This window comes from Streptomyces sp. Ag82_O1-12 (genome assembly GCF_900182715.1).
Lineage (GTDB): Bacteria > Actinomycetota > Actinomycetes > Streptomycetales > Streptomycetaceae > Streptomyces > Streptomyces massasporeus.
This window is the reverse complement of record NZ_FXUW01000001.1, coordinates 7,504,394-7,519,795: the sequence shown is the minus strand read 5'-3', so window position 1 is coordinate 7,519,795 and position 15,402 is coordinate 7,504,394. Positions and strand designations below refer to the sequence as shown.

The following is a 15,402-nucleotide window of genomic DNA, read 5'->3' as shown; positions in this document are numbered from 1 at the left end:
CGCCTCAGGATGGGTGGGTAGAAGTCCGGCGCGTTCGTGCGCACGCCGCAAGAAGGCCGATGAACAGCCACGTCATGGTCGCGATGATGGGATTGCGCAAGGGGTAATCGACCACCCCGTGGCCGAGGACGGCGGCAAGCGCGGCGGCCGAGCCCGCGGACACCATGCGCACCGTCGGATCGCCGCCGCGATCTCCCCGCGCACCCCCATTGCGCAGCGCGGCGGCCGCACCGACACCGACCGCGGTGACGAGCAGGGTCACGCCCAGGACTCCCTGCTCCGCGCCCACGGCGAGATACAGATTGTGGGCGTGCTCCTCCCCCTTTGCAGCCGGTACGTGGGCGAGGCCCTGCTGGGCAGCCCACGAATAGGAGGCGGGTCCACTCCCCAGGAGCGGACGCTCGGACATCTGGACCACGGCCTCGGCTCTCGCGGCCGGCCGCTCGTCGTACGGGTTGCCCGGACCGCCGAACACGGACAGCAGCCGTTGGGCGATGACCGGAGGGTTCACCGACGGGACGACCACCAGCAGCGCCAAGCCGATGGTGACCACCGTGGCCAGGCAGAGCAGCGCCGGACGCGCCTCGCGCAGCAGCAGGGCGAGGACCAGGAGTCCCACCACCGTGCCGATCCAGGCCCCACGGGACAGGCTCAGCAGCAGGGCTGTCAGGGCCAGCAGCGCCGCCACCACGCACAGTGCGACCAGCCAGGAACGGCGCTGACGACGAGTCAAGATGATCATGGCAAAGCTGAAGCAGAAGACCATCGCCGCACAGAGACCCAACTCGTTGGGCTGTGCGAAGACTCCCACCGGCCGGTTGCTGACCACGGCCGCGTCACTGCTCGCCACCTCGAAGTCAGGCATCTTGGTCAGGGCCGTCACACACAGCAGTGCCCCTCCGAGGCAAAGGGCCAGGGCGAGCAGGAACAGGTCGGAGTGATCGGCCGTCGCCATGACGATGGCTGCCGCCAACATCAGTCCGACGACGTAGGCGAAGTCCTGCCGCAGCGCACGGCTCGGATCGACGCCGAAAATCGTGGACAGCAAGGCAGCCGTGACCAGCAGAGCCATGACGGCGAGCAGCGGCGACCAGCCGATGGGCCGTCCTCGTCCGCACAACCGGGCCGTCACGACGATCACCACCGCGCCCAGGGCGAGCAGCCGTACGAGCGGAATCCCCGGCGGCAGGTCGACGTCTCCCGATACCAGAAGGACGGCGACCACAGCCAGGGCCAGCACCGGCCGATGGACGGCGATGACGGCCGCGATGACGAGCACCGGTACCGCGAGCAGGAGGACGACGCGGAGGGGCACGCTCTGCCCGGTGACCCAGACGCCGACAGCCACGAGCGTCAGGGCGAGGGCGCCGAACACGCCTCGGAGGTCGACGGCCTTGTTCTGCTCCATCAACGGCCGTCCCTGTCCGCAGCGGGCTCCGTGGTCCGACCGGCCCTCAGTCGTTCGGCCAGTCCGTGTACCGTGCCGACCGCCTTGGCGAGATCGCGTACCACCACGACCAGGGGTAGGACCGGTAGGACGGCCCAATGACGTTCGCGCACGGCCCGCGCTGCCGGCAGCGACAGGTAGACGAGGGCCGCTACCGCTGTGACGCGTCGGCCGCGGGGTGTTCGCACGGCGGTCGCGGCGGCCGGGTAGGCGATCGCTCTCGGGATGTCGCGCATGATCAGGCGAGGATCGGCCGAGCGCCCGCTGCCCTGGCCGTAACGGAAGTACATCCGGGCCGTCTTACGCAGCGTCGGATGCTGTTTCCAGACCACTACGGCGGACGCGACGACCACGGCCCGATGGCCGGCCGCGATGGCGCTCTGCCCGAAGGCGATGTCCTCAGCCGACGTGAGCCCTTCGCGGAACCCGCGCGCGCCCTGCCATGCCTCGCGGGTGAAGGCCATCGAACGGCCCGGGGGTCTGGCCGCGTCGAAGGCCCGGCCGAGAAACCGCGAGTACACACGGGTCCACGGCCCTGGATGACGCGCCTCCTCGGGGAGCGGAGACCCCACCAGCGCCATTGCCTTGTCGAGCGTGCCGTGACCGCTCACCCGGTAGACGCCGGCGAGAAGATCGGCGGGGTTCGGCTCGGCCCACGCCGCACGCAGCCTGGCCAGCCAGTCGGGAGCAGGGTCGCACCCCGCATCGGTACAGGCGATCAGCGAGTGCCGGGCCGCGCGGACACCGGCGTTGCGGGAAGCCGAGATGCCCTGGTGAGGGAGGGCAAGGAACCGTACACGCGCGTCCTTGGCAGCCCAGGCGGCGACTCGATCAGCCGTGTCGTCCATGGAGCCGTCGTCCACGACCACCAGTTCGTCGCCGTCCACGGTGAGTTGTGGCAGGAGGAGACCGAGGAGTCGGTCGACGGCCTCTCCCTCGTTCCAGAAGCACGTCAGGACGGATATCGGCGCTGTCCCGGTCAGTCCCGCACCGGGCAGGCGGGCAGCTTCGGACAGAGCCTGCGCGAGCAGCGCGGCGCACGGAACCGCGCTCGGATGAGAGGTGGCGCGGGACCGTCCGGCCCGGCCCATCGCAGCACGGGCTGCCGGATCCTCCATCTGGTGCAACGCATCGGCCACCTCGACGGGTTGCGCGGGCGGCACCGTGATCCCGGGACGTTCACCCGGCCCGCCCATCCGGTCCGCGACAGGGCCGGGCGCCGTCGCGATCACGGGGACGCCGGACACCATCGCCTCGAGCGCGACCGCACCGAAGCTCTCCTGCTCCGGGCCGCTCCCGTACGGCTTGGTCAGCACGGCGACCGCGTCGGCGCCGGGGAGGAGCCGCCACGCGTCCGGCACCCAGCCGGTGAAGTCCACCCGGTCGGCGACGCCCAAGTCCGCTGCCAGTGTCGCGAGTCGCCTGTGTTCGTCCGGTGCCGCCGGGTCTTCGGGGCCGATCACGGCAAGCCGCCAGCGGGATCCGCGCGGTTGTGCGAGAGCCGTGACGGCGTCGTCCACGCCCTTGTATCCGACCAACCGTGCCGCCATGACCAGCAACAGCTCATCCCGGTGAAGTCTCACCCCTCGTCGGACGAGTTCCTGACGCGCGGTGTCCCGAGGCAGAGCATCCCGTCCCGGAGCGGGAAAAGGGACGAGGGTCGCCCTGGGGTGCCGCGAGTCGGCGAGCAAGGCGGCCTCGGTGGCGACGCAGGCGTCGGTCAGAGCGGCGAGTGACGTCATGACAGGGCCGTCGAACGAGTGGTCATGCTTGGCCCAGACGCACCGGATCCCCGCGAGCCACGCGGCTGGAGCGGCCACCACCGCGGCCTTGACTCCGTTGGCGAGGACCACGTCAGGGCGGCTGCCCCGCAGTCGGCGGGTCAGCCACGCGGCTGCCCCTGCCACCGCACCGCCAGACGCGCCGGTCGGGCGTACGACGCAGGGAATGCCCCGGCGGGTGAACTCGTCGCGCAGCGGCCCGTCGGCAAGCATCACGACCTCCGGCGCGAGCCGGTCGGTGGCGTCCAGCAGGGAGAGCAGCCACAGCTCGGAACCACCGAGAACACCGACAGGGGCCACGACGGTGACGCGCAGCGGCTCGATCATGTGCTCCTCCTCGGCATGAGGATTCCGCGCAGGACGTGCACCTGTTCCGGACCGGCGTATGGTGCTACGAGCGCATACGCAGAATTGCCGATTATCCTGACGCCGAGCTCCGTGGTGGCAAGAAAAGGGAAAAGAAAACGAGGCGGGAACTCCTCGGCGGGGAGCCCTTCATCAATCCTTACTCACACCGCTCGGGCGTGCCAACAGATGACAGCCGTCCTGAGTACGAGCCCCGAGTTGCTGCGCCAGAGCCGCACATGTGCGGTGGCCCCGCATATCTTTACGTTGCGGAAAACGGATACCGACCCCGCGTCACCGGGTCGACGTGAAGGAGGCACGCGCATGGCGAACGGCTCAGGGGCGAGCCCGGCTCGACGCGCCAGCGATCGCGGGCGCTACGGCAGGCTCAACCGGGAACGGGTACTGGCAGCCGCCCTGGAACTGGTGGATCGCGAAGGCCTCTCGGCTCTGAGCATGCGACGGCTGGGTGCCGAACTCGGAGTGGAGGCCATGGCCCTCTACCGGTACGCGGCCAGCAAGGACGCCCTCCTGGACGGTCTGGTGGAGGCCCTGTACCTCGAACTGGAGGAACGGCTCGACACCGGGGAAGATCCCCATGCCCTCGCCGACGCCCCCGCATGGCGCAACGGACTCCACCGCATCGCCCGGACGACGTACGACGTCTGCCTCGCCCATCCACGGGCGGTGCCCCTGCTCGCTACGCGCATGCTGGCGGTGCCCCTGGCGCGGCGGCCGTCGGCCGTCCTCCTGGACCACGAACGGGTGCTCGCGCTACTGAAGGAGGCCGGGTTCGACCAAGCCACCGCGTCGACCGTCTTCCGCGCGTTCACCGCGTGGCTACTGGGCTATGTGTCGGTGGAGCTCCAGCCCATGGTGGACAACCCCGAGGAACCGGAGCCGGCCTTCCGCCTCGGCCTGCACCGTCTGCCGGCCCAGGAACTGCCCACGCTCCGGGCAACGGCCGCGGCGCTGGCCGAGCCCGGCGGGCCGGAGGCACTGGCGGCCGGGCTCGACGGGCTGCTCGACCGGTTCGTTCCGGGCCAGGACGCCGGAGCCCAGGGCTGATTTCAGTGATCGCTCTCGCTTCAGCGACAGGGAAAGGCCCTCACAGGCCATGCCTGTGAGGGCCTTCCACACCGTCGGGACGACAGGATTTGAACCTGCGACCCCTTGACCCCCAGTCAAGTGCGCTACCAAGCTGCGCCACGTCCCGGTGCGCGCCACCCGCGGTGAACCGCGTGATCGCGCGAACAGCACTTTACCCCACACCCCTGGCCGCGCCGAAAACGGGCCGGGCGGGACAATCGGCGTATGGGCAGCACAGGAGAGACCGACCCGGGCCGGCCGGGCGACGCACGGGACCGTGACACTGAGGGGCGGGCGCGCAACGCCCGGCCCCGGGACGGGCTCGGCCGGCCCTTGCCGTACGACGCCGACGGTGTGCCCCGGCAGCCCGAGGGCGTCGTCCGCACCCCGGAGCAGACCGTGGTGGAAGCGCAGCGGCTGCTGGACGAGGGCAAGCCGTTCCACGCGCACGAGGTCTTCGAGGACGCGTGGAAGTCGGGGCCCGACGAGGAGCGCGAGCTCTGGCGCGGCCTCGCCCAGCTCGCGGTGGGTCTGACGCACGCCGCCCGCGGCAATCTGACGGGCGGGGCGCGGCTGCTCCGGCGTGGGGCGGGTGCGACCGAGGCGTGGGTGTCCGGGCCCGGGCAGCCCCGGCCGCACGGCATCGACGTGGCGAGCGTGGCCGCCTGGGCACGGCAGCTGGCCGGGGACGTGGAGCGGGAGGGCCGAGCCGTGGACGCGGGTGCGCGGGCGCCTCGGCTGCGGGGCGGGGCCCCCGGGCGCTGAGCCGGGGCCGATGACGGGGTGCCCGAGGGCTCGGCCGGGGGCCGATGACGGAGGGGGCCGGGCTCCGAGCCGGGGACCGACGACGGAAGGGGCCGGGCTCCGAGCCGGACGACGGGGCCGGACCCCGAGTCGAGGGCCGGAGGCCCGACCGCGGTGAACCCGGCCACATCCCCGTACGGCAGACTCGGGGCGTGCGAAAGATTCATGTCATCGGTATCGGCGCGGGCGACCCCGACCAGCTCACCCTCCAGGCGGTCAGGGCACTGCGGAGCACGGACGTGTTCTTCATCCTGGAGAAGGGCGAGGTGAAGGCGGATCTCACCGGGCTCCGCCGGGACATGCTCGACGCGCACGTGCCCGAGGGGACGTACCGCGTCGTCGAGGCGCGTGATCCGGAGCGGGACCGGAGCGCCGGCGGTTCGGCCTACTCCCCCGCCGTCGGGGACTGGCGCAGCGCCCGCGCCGACATCTACGAGCGGCTGATCGCCGAGGAGCTCGGCGAGGAGCAGACCGGCGCGTTCCTGGTGTGGGGGGACCCGTCGCTGTACGACAGCACGCTCGGGATCCTGGAGGAGGTGCTGGAGCGGGGTGCGGTGGCGTTCGAGTACGACGTCGTGCCCGGCATCAGCAGCGTCTCGGCGCTCGTCGCCCGGCACCGCACGGGCCTCAACCGCGTCGCGCGGCCCGTGCAGATCACCACCGGCCGGCGGCTGGCGGAGGGCTTCCCGGAGGGCGTGGACGACGTCGTGGTGATGCTCGACGCCCATCAGGCCTTCCGACAGTACGCGCAGGAGGACGTCGACATCTACTGGGGCGCCTACATCGGCACTCCGGACGAGATCCTCGTCGCCGGTCCGATCGCCGAGGCCGCCCCCCGCATCGAGCGGTTGCGCGCCGAGGCCCGCGAGCGCAAGGGCTGGATCATGGACACCTATCTGCTGCGCCGCAACCCCCGCGACTGACGGGACCGGCGGCCGCATCACCGGGCTCTCGTACGGCCGTTCCGGCCTGCGCGCGTAGCCCACAGGTGTGCGGGTGACGACGTGACCGTCGCGGGCGAAACCGCCCCGCCCGACTCCCCGCCGCCGGTGCTGAACGCCCGTCGTCGCACCATGGGCTGCCGCGCAGTGCGGAGAAGTCCCTCACGGCCGGCTCGTGTGAGCGCCCTAGTCGAGCCGCAGCCGTTCCAGCACGCCCTCCACATCCGCTACCGCCGTCACGCCGTCCGGCAGTGGCGGCCGCCGTACGACCACGACCGGCAGTCCGAGGTCCCGGGCCGCGGTCAGTTTGGCAGCCGTCGCCGCTCCCCCGCTGTCCTTGGTCACCAGGACGTCGACGCGGTGCTCGCGCAGCAGGGCCGTCTCGCCGGGGACGGTGAACGGGCCGCGGGCGAGCAGCACATGGGTGTCGGGCGGCATCGGCGGCTCGGGGGGATCCACCGACCGCACGACGAAGTGCAGGCGCGAAAGGTGGGCGAAGGAGGCCAGGCCGAGGCGCCCGGTGGTGAGCAGCACCCGGCGGCCGAGGCGCGGGAGCAGGTCCGCGGCCGCGTCCAGCGAGGGGACGGAATGCCACCGGTCCCCGGGGCCGGGCCGCCACCCGGGGCGGCGGAGCAGCAGCGCGGGCACGCCGGTCTCGGACGCGGCGCGGGCCGCGTTGGCCGTGATCGACTCGGCGAAGGGGTGCGTGGCGTCGACGAGCGCGTCCACCCGCTCCGCCCGCAGCCAATCGGCCAGCCCCGACGCCCCGCCGAAGCCTCCGACGCGCACCTCCCCGTGGAGCGCCCCCGGCTTGGCCACGCGCCCCGCGAGGGACGTCGTGACGCGCACGTCGGGACGCGTGCACAGCGCGGCGGCCAGGGTTCGTGCCTCGGCCGTGCCGCCGAGGATCAGGACGTGAGGGGACACGACGTCGAGCGTACGAGGTCGGGTGCTGCGGGTGCCGGGACGGGTGCCGGGACGGGTGCCGACCGGCTGACGGCAGCGGGACGGGGGTGCCGAGCGGCGAACCGGCGAACGGGAGCCGCAGCGCGACGGTGCCGACCGGCGAAGGCCGCTCTCCGTGGTTATCGTCCTGCCATGGAGTCCGTGCGTGCCGTGCTCATCGACATCGACGGGGTGCTCACCGTCTCGTGGCGGCCGTTGCCCGGGGCCGTCGAGGCGTTGCGGGAGGTCCGGGAGGCCGGGTTCGGCGTTCTGCTGGTCACCAACACCACCTCCCGCACCCGGGCTTCGATCGCCGCGACATTGGCGGAGGCGGGGTTCCCGGTGTCCGCGGAGGACATCCTGACCGCGCCCGCCGCCACCGCCGCGTACCTCGCCGAGCAGCACCCCGGCGCCCGCTGCGCGCTGCTGAACAGCGGCGACATCGCGGAGGACCTCGACGGGGTCACCGTCGTCGAGGCGAGTGACACCGAGGCCGTGCCGAATGTCGTCCTGGTCGGCGGCGCCGGCCCCGAGTTCGGCTACGCGGCGCTCGACCGGGCCTTCGGCCATCTGCAGCGCGGGGCCCGGCTGGTGGCGATGCACCGCAACCTGTACTGGCGCACGTCCGAGGGGCTGCGGCTGGACTCGGGGGCGTTCCTGGCCGGGCTGGAGCGGGCCGCGCGGGTGGAGGCCGAGATCACCGGCAAGCCGGCGCGGGCCTTCTTCGCGTCGGCGCTCGCCCGGCTGGGCGTCGGCGCGCAGGAGGCATTGATGGTCGGGGACGACGTCGAGTCCGACGTGCTCGCGGCGCAGCGCGCCGGGGTCACCGGCGTACTCGTGCGGACCGGGAAGTTCCAGCCGGAGACGCTGCGGGCCGCCGACGGCACGCCCGACCACGTGATCGACTCCTTCGCGGACCTTCCGGCACTGCTGCGGCGGTCAGCGCAGCAGTAGTTGCAGACCACCCACGACGGTCGCCGCGATGACGAGCCGCTCGAACAGCCGCTGGTTGATCCTGTGCACGGCCCACTTGCCGCACAGCGCGCCGGGCACGACGAACACCACGAGCGCGAGGTCGAGCAGCAGCGAGCGGCCGTCGATCAGGCCGAGGCCCGCGCTGAAGGGCAGCTTGGAGACGTTGACGATCAGGAAGAAGAAGGCCGAGGTGCCGAGGAAACCGAGCTTGCGGAAGCCCGCGGAGAGCAGGTACATCGACATCACGGGGCCGCCCGCGTTGGCGACCATGGTGGTGAAACCGCCGAGGACGCCGTAGGAGCGGGCCTTGAGGCGACCCGACCGGGTGGTGACCGACTCCGGTTCCTCCTCCTTGTCGGCCGCACGGCGGCGCCACACCGTCACGGCCGCCATCAGCAGCAGGATCGCGCCGATCGAGGTCCGTACGATCGCGTCGTCCGCCCAGAGCAGGAACACCGTGCCGACGACGACGCCCGCGGCGACCGCCGGGAACAGCCGCCACAGCGTGGGCCAGTGGGCGTGCCGCCGGTAGGTGGCGACGGCCAGGAGATCCCCGGCGATCAGGATGGGCAGCAGCACGCCGGTGGAGGCGCGGGCGGGCAGCACGGCGGCGAAGATGGCGAGGCTGACCGTGTTGGCCCCGCTCACGGCGGTCTTGGAGAAGCCGACGAGCAGGGCCGCGAGGGCGAGGGCGGCGAACTCCCAGCCGGTGATGTGCCAGAGCGTCATGGTGTTCATGCGAAGACTGATGCTATGTGCAACGAACAGGGGTCCGTAAGCGCTGTCTCGCCTGGTGGGCCAGGCCGGGGTCGCGAAGGACGCACGACTGCCGCGAGGGACGTGCGACCGCCGCGAGGAGGGTTCGCCTGCCGCTAGGGCCGTTCGACGAGCATCGCGCTCCCCTGCCCCACCCCGACGCACATCGTGGCGAGACCCCGGCCCGCTCCCGTACGCCGCATCCGGTGGAGCAGCGTCGTCAGGATGCGGGCGCCCGAGCAGCCCAGGGGGTGGCCGAGGGCGATGGCGCCGCCACTGGGGTTGACCAGGTCGGGGTCGATGCCGAGCTGGTCCACGCAGGCCAGGGCCTGGGCGGCGAAGGCCTCGTTGAACTCGGCCTCCTCCAGGTCGCCGACGCTCCAGCCGGCGCGGGTCAGCACCTTGCGGGTGGCGGGGACAGGCCCGATGCCCATGACGTCGGGGTGGACACCGGCGGAGGCGCCGGCGACGTAGCGGCCCAGGGACGTAAGGCCCAGGTCGTTCAGGGCGTCCTCGCTGACGAGGAGGAGACCGGCGGCGCCGTCGTTCATCGGCGAGGCGTTGCCCGCGGTGACCGTGCCGCCGTCGCGGAAGACCGGCTTCAGCCGGGACAGCTTCTCGTACGAGGTGTCCTCGCGGACGCACTCGTCGGTGTCGACGACCACGCCGTCGGGGCGCTCCACGGGGAGGAGTTCGTCGTCGAAGTGGCCGTCCTTGCGGGCCAGGGCGGCGCGCTGGTGGCTGCGCAGGGCGAAGTCGTCCTGGCGTTCACGGGGGATGCCGTACCGCGCGGCGACCTCCTCGGCCGTCTCGCCCATGGCCAGCAGTCCGTGCAGATCGCGCATCGCCGGGTTGACCAGCCGCCAGCCGAGGCGGGTGTCGGCGGTCTCCATGCGGTGCGGCAGGGCCTCGTCGGGGCGGGGCAGCACGAAGGGGGCGCGGCTCATCGACTCCGAGCCGCCGGCGATCACGATGTCGGCCTCGCCGGAGGCGATGGTGCGGGCGGCCGTGGTCACGGCCTCCAGGCCCGAGGCGCAGAGGCGGTTGACGGTGGCGCCGGGCACGGAGTCAGGGAGGCCGGCGAGCAGCGCGGCCATGCGGGCGACGTTGCGGTTGTCCTCGCCGGCCTGGTTGGCGGCTCCCCAGTAGACGTCGTCGATCCGGGCGGGGTCCAGCGCGGGCACGCCGGTCACCAGGGCGCGGACGACGGTCGCCGCGAGGTCGTCGGGCCGTACCGAGGAGAGGGCTCCCCGCAGCTTGCCGATGGGGGTGCGGCGGGCGGCCGCGAAGTGGACGGGACGCACGAGAGGCTCCTCACGCCGCGCATCAACGCGCATTAATTAGCACTGCTAGTTTCGGACTATAGACCCTCGCCCCGCCGTCTGTGAAGATTCCGCGCCTTCCGGCGTTCCCCAGGGGGCATATCGCAGGCCGGACGACTCCCATGCGTCGCGTTTGCACCAGGACGCCCGGGGCACCCGCGCGTCCATGGAGTGGTTGCGGAGCGCCGCCTGCGTGGACGAGGACCCCGAGTTGTTCTTTCCCGTCGGCACCGCCGGCCCCGCCCTGCGTGACGTGAGCGCCGCCAAACGGGTCTGCGCGCGCTGCCCGGTGACCGACCAGTGCCTGAGTTTCGCGCTGGGCAGCGGTCAGACCACGGGCGTGTGGGGCGGCACCGGCGAGGAGGAGCGCGACCGACTGCTCCGGACGACCAGGAACGACGCGAGAAGGAGAAGCGCCCTATGACGACTGTGAGGAGCACACTGCCCGACGACGCCCGGAAGGTCGCCTGCGAGGCACTCCAGGACACCTTGGTGGATCTGCTCGGGCTCTCGCTGGTCGGGAAGCAGGCGCACTGGAACATCGTCGGACCGCGGTTCCGGTCCATTCACCTCCAGCTCGACGAGGTGGTCACGGCGGCGCGGGACTTCGCCGACACGGTCGCGGAGCGGTCCGCGGCGCTCGGCGTCCCGCCGGACGGCCGTCCGGAGACCGTCGCCAAGGCCTTCACCCTGCCCGCCCCCAAGGAGGGCTGGGTGCGCGACTCGGACGCCGTTCAGGTGATGGTGGAGGCGCTGCAGGAGGCGGTGGGCCGGCTGCGCGAGCGCATCGACGCGACCGAGAAGTCCGACCCGGTCACCCAGGACCTGCTGATCGCCATCACCGCGGAGCTGGAGAAGCAGCGGTGGATGTTCGACGCCGAGAACTTCCCCCGCTGACCCGCGGAGCGACGGCACAGAACATCCGACGGACGTACGGAAGGGGCAGGCGATGACCGACGCCCTCGAACTCGACGCGCTGTGGGAGGACTTCCACCGCGTGGTGAACATGACCTCGCAGGAACTCGCGGCCTGGCTGCGGGTCCGCGACGCCGACGAGACCACCGAGCCGCTGCCGGACCAGGCGGGCTCCGCCACCGGACAGCACGTCCTGGCGATCCTCCAGAAGCGGCGCACCGACCTGACCGAGGACGACCTGCGCGTGATGCGGAAGGTCGTGGAGACGGTCACCGACCAGGTGGACCTGGAGAACGAGCCCGAGCCCGAGGTGACGGCGGAGGACACCCGCCGCCGGCACCGGCTGATGACGGTCGGGCACGACCCGCTGCGGGGATAGGCCCGTGGGCCGCGAGGAACGCGTCGTACGGGAACTCGTCGGCGCGCACGGCCGGACGTACGCCGAGGAGGCGGGCATCGCGCTGAAGGACACCCCGCAGCCGCTGTACCGGCTGCTGGTGCTGTCCCATCTGCTCAGTGCCCGCATCCGCGGTTCGATCGCGCTGGCCACCGCCCGTGCCCTGCACGAGGCGGGGCTGCGCGATCCGCGGCGCATGGCACAGGCCTCCTGGCAGGAGCGGGTGGACGCGCTGGGCCGGGGCGGCTACCGGCGCTACGACGAGCGGACGGCGACCCAGCTCGGGGAAGCCGCCGAGCTGCTGAACGACCGGTGGGGCGGCGACCTGCGGCGGCTGCGCCGGGAGGCGGACGGCGAGGTGCCCGAACTGCGCCGCCTGCTCCAGGAGTTCCCCGGCATGGGCCCGGCCGGCGCCGGCATCTTCCTGCGCGAGGCGCAGAGCGTCTGGCCGGAGGCGGCCCCCTGCCTGGACGCCAAGGCCCTCCAGGGAGCCGAGCGGCTGAATCTGCCGAAGGACCCCGAGCGCCTCACCGCACTGGCCGGGGACACCGACCCGGCCGTGCTCGCCGCCGCGCTGGTACGGGCGGCGGTGGACAAGGAGGTCGTGCGGGACACGCTCAGCCGCGCCGGGTGAGCAGCCCCGTCGCCCGAGCTGCCAGGCTTCACCCGAGCAGCCTTGGCCTCACCCAGGCAACCTGCCCTCACTCGAGCAGCCGGGCCTCACTCGGGCAACCGGCCCTCACCCGAGCAACCAGCCCCCGTCCACGGTCAGTTCGACCGCGTTCACCGATGCGTTCCGCAACAGGAAGTCCACCGCGTCCACCACGTCGACCATCGCGGCGAGCCGCCCCGTGGGAGTCTCGGTGCGCAGCGTGGCGAGGACCTTCTCCGGTTTGGCCTGCCAGTACGGGCTGTCCCCCACGACACCGGGATGCACGGCGTTGACCCGAACGGGAGCGAGTTCCACGGCGAGGGAGTTCATCAGGCCGCGCACCCCCGCATTGACCGTCGCCACCGTCGTCGCGCCCGGATAGGGGCGTTCCTTGGCCTGGCCGCCGAAGAGCACGATGGCGCTGTCGTCGTGCAGCCGGCTGCGCAGCGTGTGCACCACCTCCGTGTAGCCGACGAGTTTGAGGGTGACCAGCCGCAGGGCGGCGTCGATGTCGTAGTCGGTGACCTTGTTGTCGTCGCGCGAGACGCCCGCGATGACCAGGTGGTCGACACGTCCCATGCCGGCCAGGGCCGCCGCGATCTCCAGCGGCCGTTCCAGGTCGAGGGCGAGTCCGCGCGCGCCCACCTCCTTCGCGACCACGTCGGCGCGTTGGGCGTCGCGGCTGGTGAGCACCACGTCGTCCCCGCGCTCGGCACGTGTGCGGGCGAACTCCAGCCCGATCCCGGACGTTCCGCCGACGACGAGCACACTGCTCATGACTTCTCCTCCAGTGCCGCGCGCAGGTAGTCCCAGTCCCGCGTGAACCGGTACGAGTGCCGCGACGGCGGTTGCGGCGCCTGTGTCTCCAGCCAGCGCAGGGGCCCCCGCCCCGCGTTGCCGAAGCCGTGCACGCATCCGGCGCCCGCCCAGGCCAGGTCGCCGGGCTCCAGCCGGTACCGCTCGCCGTCGAGGGTGGCCTCCGCGACGCCCTCCAGGATCAGATACGTCTCCTCGAAGGGGTGGTCGTGGGTGCCGATGATCCCGTCGGACGCGTACTGCACCATGAACATCGTCGAGGCGACCGCGCCCAGGTCGCCGTCGATCATCATCTTCACCGTGATCCCGCTGTAGACCAGCAGCGCGGTCCGCATGCTTGCCGTGGCGGCCAGCAGCTCCTGGGACTGTTTGCCCGGGTCCATCTGGGCGGGCTCGAAGTGGCCGAAGGCGCGGGTGCGCGGGTCGCGGACGTCGACCCGGGCCGGCTCGCGCGCGGGCAGATCCGGCACGGCCTGGGTGTCGTGTCCGTAGCGGGCCCGTGGCACGGGGGCCAGCATGTCCGCCCAGCGTCCGCCGGTGCTCCCGGCCCCGCGCCAGGCGTGCGGGACGCCGGTCGGCAGCAGTCCGTGGTCGCCCTCCTGAAGCAGGTACGAGCCGTCCGGCAGGTCGAGGATCAGCGCCCCGTCGAGGACGAAGAAGGTCTCCTCGTACGAGTGCACATGGGCGGGCACCCGGCCGTCGGGCCGCAGTTCGCACAGGCCGAAGCCGGTGTGGACGCTGCCGTCGTCCTCGCCGACCATCGTCCTGCGCCGGTGGCCGTGGCCGTCGTACGGCGGCTCGGGCAGGTCGGCGGCGTGGCGCACCAGGTGGTTCGTCATGCCGGCGCCTTCGCCCCCTTGGCCTCCTTCGCCGCGAGGAGCCGGTCGCGGGCCTCGCCGACGAGCCGCAGGGCGCGTGCGGTATCGCCGAGGAGCCGGCCGTCGCGTTTGTGGATCACGCCGTCGACGAGGACGGTGTCCACGTTGGAGACGTCGGCGCACAAGGTCACCGCGGCCGCCGCGTCGTGCACCGGGGCGACGTTCACAGCGGTGGCGTCGATCGCGACGATGTCGGCGCGCTTGCCGGGGGTCAGGGAGCCGGTGCGGTCCTCGAGCCCGGCGACGTGGGCGCCGTTCACGGTGGCGATCTCCAGCATCTGACGTGCTGTCAGCATGGTGCTGGGGACCGGCATGTTGGACTGCCAGCAGTCGGCGTTGACGCGGGCGCGTTCGGCGCCGAAGGCCGCCCGGATCTGGGTGAACATGTCGCCGGGTACGGTGGTGACGACGTCGATGCTGAGCGCGGGCCGCAGGCCGTACTCGATGGCCTGCATCACGGGCGGCCAGCCGTGCCCCATCTGGAGCTCCACCTGCGGCGCGACCGACACGGTGCCGCCGCTGTCGGCGACCATCCGCCACTCCTCCCCGCTGAGGTGGCAACTGTGGACGTAGGTGGTGTCCGGGCCGAGCAGCCCCAGGTCGTGGAGCTGCTTCACCATGCCGAAGCGGCCGGCCAGCCGTCCCATGGCCACGTGCACGGTGATCGGGAGGCCCAGCTCGCGCGCCATGGCCCACTCGGCCGCGACGACCTCGTCGACGCAGAAGCCGGGGCCGCGGGTGGCGAGCCCCATGGTCAGCAGCCCGTCGTCGGACGCGAAGTGGGTCGACCGGATCCGCCGTACGTCGTCCGCCGGGATGGCGATCCTGCTCTCGAACCAGTATTCCGCGAGGGAGGTGTTGGCGCTGCCGTACGCGTACTGCGCCCGGATCCCGGACTCCGCCAGGCCCTGGATCGCCGCGTCCGGGTGCTCGGGGGTGTTGTTGATGTGCGACCAGTCGACGAGCGTGGTGATGCCGGCGTTGAGGCACTCCAGCGCGCCCGCGAGGTTGCCCGCGTACACGTCCTGCGGGGTGTACAGGGGTGCGAAGGTGTCGAGGATGTCGACGAAGTAGTCGTCGAGGGTGGCGTCGGGGGCGACGCCCCGGATGGGTGCCTCCCAGGTGTGGCGGTGGGTGTCGACGAAGCCGGGGATCACGATGTGTCCGCTCATGTCGAGGACTTCGGCGTCGGCGCTGATCTCGGGCTCGACGGCCGTGATCCTGCCGTCCTCGACGAGGACGTCCCCCTGGGGCAGGTCCCCGATGTCCGGGTCCATCGAGATCACGTGACCGGAGCGCAGCAGTGTCCTTGTGGTCATCGCGCTTCCTCCCATGGGTG

At 72.2% G+C, this 15,402-nt stretch carries 16 protein-coding genes and 1 tRNA gene; 8 read left to right on the top strand and 9 right to left on the bottom strand.

The features are described 5' to 3' along the window. Window positions 1-4 precede the first annotated feature (4 nt). Both QOL88_RS34285 and QOL88_RS34280 read right to left on the bottom strand, forming a co-directional pair. A complete protein-coding gene (locus QOL88_RS34285) occupies window positions 5-1,408 on the bottom strand; it encodes an O-antigen ligase family protein (protein ID WP_097222114.1) in 1,404 nt (467 codons plus the stop codon). Further along, on the bottom strand, window positions 1,408-3,555 hold the full coding sequence (locus QOL88_RS34280; protein ID WP_097222113.1) for a glycosyltransferase: 2,148 nt from the start codon (window positions 3,553-3,555) through the stop codon (window positions 1,408-1,410). Before QOL88_RS34280 ends, QOL88_RS34285 begins: the two co-directional genes overlap by 1 nt. A gap of 342 nt (window positions 3,556-3,897) precedes the next feature. On the opposite strand from QOL88_RS34280, the gene QOL88_RS34275 reads away from it, so the two are divergent. After that, window positions 3,898-4,641: a TetR/AcrR family transcriptional regulator gene (locus QOL88_RS34275; RefSeq protein WP_097222112.1), complete on the top strand. Its 744-nt coding sequence runs from the start codon at window positions 3,898-3,900 to the stop codon at window positions 4,639-4,641. Between the two features lie 74 nt (window positions 4,642-4,715). On the opposite strand, the gene QOL88_RS34270 is transcribed toward QOL88_RS34275, so the two are convergent. After that, a tRNA-Pro gene (locus QOL88_RS34270) sits at window positions 4,716-4,789 on the bottom strand. Between the two features lie 98 nt (window positions 4,790-4,887). Between QOL88_RS34270 and QOL88_RS34265 the strand changes: the two genes are divergently transcribed. Next, a complete protein-coding gene (locus QOL88_RS34265) occupies window positions 4,888-5,427 on the top strand; it encodes a DUF309 domain-containing protein (protein ID WP_097222111.1) in 540 nt (179 codons plus the stop codon). Between the two features lie 191 nt (window positions 5,428-5,618). Further along, window positions 5,619-6,389, top strand: a complete 771-nt coding sequence (gene cobF / locus QOL88_RS34260; RefSeq protein WP_179879037.1) for a precorrin-6A synthase (deacetylating) — start codon at window positions 5,619-5,621, stop codon at window positions 6,387-6,389. Window positions 6,390-6,593: 204 nt separating this feature from the next. Here cobF and QOL88_RS34255 read toward each other — a convergent pair whose 3' ends face one another. Further along, complete coding sequence (locus QOL88_RS34255; protein ID WP_097222110.1) at window positions 6,594-7,334, bottom strand: cobalt-precorrin-6A reductase; 741 nt, start codon at window positions 7,332-7,334, stop codon at window positions 6,594-6,596. Between the two features lie 171 nt (window positions 7,335-7,505). Here QOL88_RS34255 and QOL88_RS34250 point away from each other — a divergent pair, with 171 nt between their 5' ends. Then, a complete protein-coding gene (locus QOL88_RS34250) occupies window positions 7,506-8,306 on the top strand; it encodes an HAD-IIA family hydrolase (RefSeq protein WP_097222109.1) in 801 nt (266 codons plus the stop codon). Here QOL88_RS34250 and QOL88_RS34245 read toward each other — a convergent pair. Further along, on the bottom strand, window positions 8,292-9,065 hold the full coding sequence (locus QOL88_RS34245; protein ID WP_097222108.1) for a sulfite exporter TauE/SafE family protein: 774 nt from the start codon (window positions 9,063-9,065) through the stop codon (window positions 8,292-8,294). The genes QOL88_RS34250 and QOL88_RS34245 overlap by 15 nt on opposite strands. Before the next feature lie 134 nt (window positions 9,066-9,199). Continuing rightward, window positions 9,200-10,387: a thiolase family protein gene (locus QOL88_RS34240; RefSeq protein ID WP_097222107.1), complete on the bottom strand. Its 1,188-nt coding sequence runs from the start codon at window positions 10,385-10,387 to the stop codon at window positions 9,200-9,202. A 184-nt stretch (window positions 10,388-10,571) separates the two neighbouring features. Between QOL88_RS34240 and QOL88_RS34235 the strand changes: the two genes are divergently transcribed. The 4 genes from QOL88_RS34235 to QOL88_RS34220 are packed head-to-tail and all read left to right on the top strand — an operon-like array spanning window position 10,572 to window position 12,351. Next, window positions 10,572-10,829 (top strand): WhiB family transcriptional regulator, encoded by a 258-nt coding sequence (locus tag QOL88_RS34235; protein ID WP_097222106.1) that lies wholly within the window; start codon window positions 10,572-10,574, stop codon window positions 10,827-10,829. Further along, window positions 10,826-11,302, top strand: a complete 477-nt coding sequence (locus tag QOL88_RS34230; RefSeq protein WP_097222105.1) for a Dps family protein — start codon at window positions 10,826-10,828, stop codon at window positions 11,300-11,302. The genes QOL88_RS34235 and QOL88_RS34230 overlap by 4 nt, the downstream gene beginning before the upstream one ends. A gap of 52 nt (window positions 11,303-11,354) precedes the next feature. Next, window positions 11,355-11,699: a DUF3140 domain-containing protein gene (locus QOL88_RS34225; protein WP_097222104.1), complete on the top strand. Its 345-nt coding sequence runs from the start codon at window positions 11,355-11,357 to the stop codon at window positions 11,697-11,699. Between the two features lie 4 nt (window positions 11,700-11,703). Next, complete coding sequence (locus tag QOL88_RS34220; RefSeq protein WP_097222103.1) at window positions 11,704-12,351, top strand: HhH-GDP family DNA glycosylase; 648 nt, start codon at window positions 11,704-11,706, stop codon at window positions 12,349-12,351. A gap of 105 nt (window positions 12,352-12,456) precedes the next feature. Here the strand turns inward: QOL88_RS34220 and QOL88_RS34215 are convergent, their stop codons facing one another. The 3 genes from QOL88_RS34215 to QOL88_RS34205 are packed head-to-tail and all read right to left on the bottom strand — an operon-like array spanning window position 12,457 to window position 15,382. Further along, on the bottom strand, window positions 12,457-13,146 hold the full coding sequence (locus QOL88_RS34215) for an SDR family oxidoreductase (RefSeq protein ID WP_097222102.1): 690 nt from the start codon (window positions 13,144-13,146) through the stop codon (window positions 12,457-12,459). Further along, window positions 13,143-14,024, bottom strand: coding sequence for a cupin domain-containing protein (locus QOL88_RS34210; protein ID WP_097222101.1), 882 nt, complete (start codon window positions 14,022-14,024; stop codon window positions 13,143-13,145). The genes QOL88_RS34215 and QOL88_RS34210 overlap by 4 nt, the downstream gene beginning before the upstream one ends. Then, a complete protein-coding gene (locus QOL88_RS34205; RefSeq protein WP_097222100.1) occupies window positions 14,021-15,382 on the bottom strand; it encodes an amidohydrolase family protein in 1,362 nt (453 codons plus the stop codon). Before QOL88_RS34205 ends, QOL88_RS34210 begins: the two co-directional genes overlap by 4 nt. Between the last annotated feature and the right edge of the window lie 20 nt (window positions 15,383-15,402).

Coding starts and splice junctions, on each gene's coding strand:
- QOL88_RS34285 (WP_097222114.1), bottom strand. CDS start 1,408: ATGGAGCAGAACAAGGCCGTCGACCTCCGAGGCGTGTTCGGCGCCCTC.
- QOL88_RS34280 (WP_097222113.1), bottom strand. CDS start 3,555: ATGATCGAGCCGCTGCGCGTCACCGTCGTGGCCCCTGTCGGTGTTCTC.
- QOL88_RS34275 (WP_097222112.1), top strand. CDS start 3,898: ATGGCGAACGGCTCAGGGGCGAGCCCGGCTCGACGCGCCAGCGATCGC.
- QOL88_RS34265 (WP_097222111.1), top strand. CDS start 4,888: ATGGGCAGCACAGGAGAGACCGACCCGGGCCGGCCGGGCGACGCACGG.
- QOL88_RS34250 (WP_097222109.1), top strand. CDS start 7,506: ATGGAGTCCGTGCGTGCCGTGCTCATCGACATCGACGGGGTGCTCACC.
- QOL88_RS34245 (WP_097222108.1), bottom strand. CDS start 9,065: ATGAACACCATGACGCTCTGGCACATCACCGGCTGGGAGTTCGCCGCC.
- QOL88_RS34235 (WP_097222106.1), top strand. CDS start 10,572: ATGGAGTGGTTGCGGAGCGCCGCCTGCGTGGACGAGGACCCCGAGTTG.
- QOL88_RS34230 (WP_097222105.1), top strand. CDS start 10,826: ATGACGACTGTGAGGAGCACACTGCCCGACGACGCCCGGAAGGTCGCC.
- QOL88_RS34225 (WP_097222104.1), top strand. CDS start 11,355: ATGACCGACGCCCTCGAACTCGACGCGCTGTGGGAGGACTTCCACCGC.
- QOL88_RS34215 (WP_097222102.1), bottom strand. CDS start 13,146: ATGAGCAGTGTGCTCGTCGTCGGCGGAACGTCCGGGATCGGGCTGGAG.
- QOL88_RS34210 (WP_097222101.1), bottom strand. CDS start 14,024: ATGACGAACCACCTGGTGCGCCACGCCGCCGACCTGCCCGAGCCGCCG.
- QOL88_RS34205 (WP_097222100.1), bottom strand. CDS start 15,382: ATGACCACAAGGACACTGCTGCGCTCCGGTCACGTGATCTCGATGGAC.